This is a genomic window from Mesorhizobium sp. M7D.F.Ca.US.004.03.1.1, from assembly GCF_003998635.1.
GTDB lineage: Bacteria > Pseudomonadota > Alphaproteobacteria > Rhizobiales > Rhizobiaceae > Mesorhizobium > Mesorhizobium loti.
Genome location: NZ_RZQG01000864.1, coordinates 1 through 2,465 on the forward strand (window position 1 = coordinate 1; position 2,465 = coordinate 2,465).

The 2,465-nt window shown below is 63.8% G+C and carries 1 protein-coding gene and 1 pseudogene; both read right to left on the reverse strand.

The window, feature by feature from the left end:
- Window positions 1–27: 27 nt before the first annotated feature.
- Window positions 28–543: pseudogene (locus EN935_RS31055) on the reverse strand (TIGR00645 family protein).
- Window positions 544–843: 300 nt separating this feature from the next.
- Window positions 844–2,465 (reverse strand): OmpA family protein (locus EN935_RS31060; RefSeq protein ID WP_127373970.1); only part of this gene is annotated, 1,622 nt, incomplete at its 5' end.

The window sequence follows — 2,465 nt, forward strand, 5'->3', positions numbered from 1 at the left end:
TTGAAAGATCGTCCTCTTCCATTGGTGTTACGCCTCGTCCTTCTTGCCTTTGCTCAGACCCATCAGCCGGTCGATATAGGCGAGCATGAGGGCCGAGACGACGAAGGCGAGGTGGATGATGGTCAGCCACATCAACTGGTCGGTCGTGTAGGACGACGAGTTCAGGAACACCTGCAGCAGGTGGATCGACGAGATGGCGACGATGGTCGAGGCGACCTTGACCTTCAGCGAGCCGACATCGATCGTGCCCAGCCAGTGCACGCCGCCGTCCTAGTCGTCAAAGCGGCTGACGAAGTTCTCGTAGCCCGAGATGATGACCATCACCACCAGCGAGGCAACCAGGGCGGCATCGATCAGCCCGAGCATCTTCAGGATGGTGTCGGTGTCGCCGAGCGTGAAGGCCACGGTGACGAACTCGTAGAGCTTCTTGCCGAAGGACAGCGCATAGATGGCCAGTGCCACGCCCAGCCCGAGATAGAAGACGACGAGCAGCCAGCGCGAGGCGAGAATGATCGATTCGATGGCGAGTTCGAGACGCTTCATGAAGTGGTTCCGGTTGGTTCTCAGTCGGGCCGTATCTCCTTCAGGTCGCCACTGTTTGCAAGACAAAAAACCCCGCCGGAGAGGGTCCGGCGGGGCTCAATGCGTCCCGCTGGAGTCGGGACGGGGCAGGGAACGCCCAGCCCTGAATCTGGGGTAGGTGCGCCGTCGATTCAATGAGCCCGGTTGCATACCGGTACAATTCTTGTTGAACCCGGCACGTCGATCCATCCCCGGCAGGGCCGGGGATGGATGCTTCTCGCGCCGATTCCACAAACCAGGTCATGGTTTTGAAAACATGACCTAATTGTTGCTGGCCACAGGCGCCACCAGCGAGGTGATGCGGCGGATGGCGACGCGCCGGTTCTCGCGGTTGGGCGCCGCGGTGTTGACCTTCAGATACTCCTCGCCATAGCCCTGCGTGGTCAGGTTCTCCGGTGGGATGCCGAAGGCGTTGGTCAGCGCTTCCGCCACCGCTTCCGCGCGGCGATCGGACAGAGCGAGGTTCGCTTCCGGTGTGCCGACCGCATCGGTGTGGCCTTCGATCAAGAAGGTCTCGGCCGGGTTCTTCTTCAACAGTTTCTCCATGGCGCTGGCTACGCCCTCGAGCTTCTGCACCTCGGTGTCGGAGATCGAGGCCGAGCCGAATTCGAAGTTGAGCGTGTCGAGATCGACGCGCCGTGCAATATCGCGCACGCGGGCCGAGCGCTTGACCTCGTCGATCGAATAGAGGCGCTGCACCTTCTCCACCGGCGGCTGTTCGAGGAAGTCGTAGTAATCGTCCGGGCTCGAGACATCCTCGGAATCGAGGATGTACTCCCGGCGCGGGATGGTCAGACGCATTGGCGGCAGGTCGTCGCCGGGATCGCGCCAGTCGCCTTCATCCTGATAGTCCTGCTCGTCGACATAGCTCAGCACATATTCGCGCCCATCAGGCGTGATGCGCGAACGCTGGATGACGTCGCCGTAGCGGTTGCGGATGGTGACGATCTGGACGCCATTGCCGCGCTCTACCGTCTCGCGTGTGCGGCCTTGCGGCAGATCCTCGTAGTAGACGTCCTTGGCGCCGCGGTTCATGCGCGGACCGTCATTGCTCTGGACGATCGTCTGGCCGCCGAGCTGGATGATGACGCGGTCGCCGATCTCCTTGAGCACGTCGACGCCCTTGGGACGGCGGCGGTCGCGGATGTTCTCGTCGGGCGCGCGATCGAGGCGCTTGCCTTTTTCCTCAGTCACCGGAATCATCTTCTCGGGCTTGATCTCCTGCTGTGCGGCCTTGTCGTCGGTCGGGGGCGGGCCCTGGTCGACGGGAGCGACCACCGGCTTCTGGCCCTGATCGCCGCCTTGCTGGGCGTTCTGCCCGCCATTCTGCTGCCCGCCATTCTGCTGAGTGTTCTTGTCGCCATGCTTCCGGCCGCCGCCCTTGCGCTCGGCATCCTTCTGGCTGTCCAGGATGGGGGCAGCGTTGGGATTGGCAGGGGCTTCGCCCTGCACAGGGTTTTCGCCCTGGACTGGTGCTGCCGCCTCGCCATTGGCCGGTTGCTTGCCGGTGGCTGGCTGTTCGCCGGTCGCCGGCTTTTCGCCATTGGCGGGTTGTTCGCCGGTGACGGGCTTCTCGCCATTGGCAGGTTGCTCACCGGTGGTCGGCTGCTCGCCGGCCGGTTTCCTGCCATGCTTCTTGGTCTTGTCCTGGGGCTGCTCGCCCTGGGCCGCAGGCTGTTCGCCGGCAGGGGCCGTCGCCTCTCCAGCGGGAGCTTCCTTCGGCGTCGGGGCGACTTGAGGTTCGGCCTGCTGGTCCTGCTTCTTCTTGCGCGGCTTGGCCTGCTCGGCGGGCTGATTGTCGTTGGCCGGTTCTGCCTGGCCTGCCGGCGCCTGCTCGGTCTGCTGCTGCTGATCGCGCTTCTTCCTGCGCGGCTGCTGTTCCT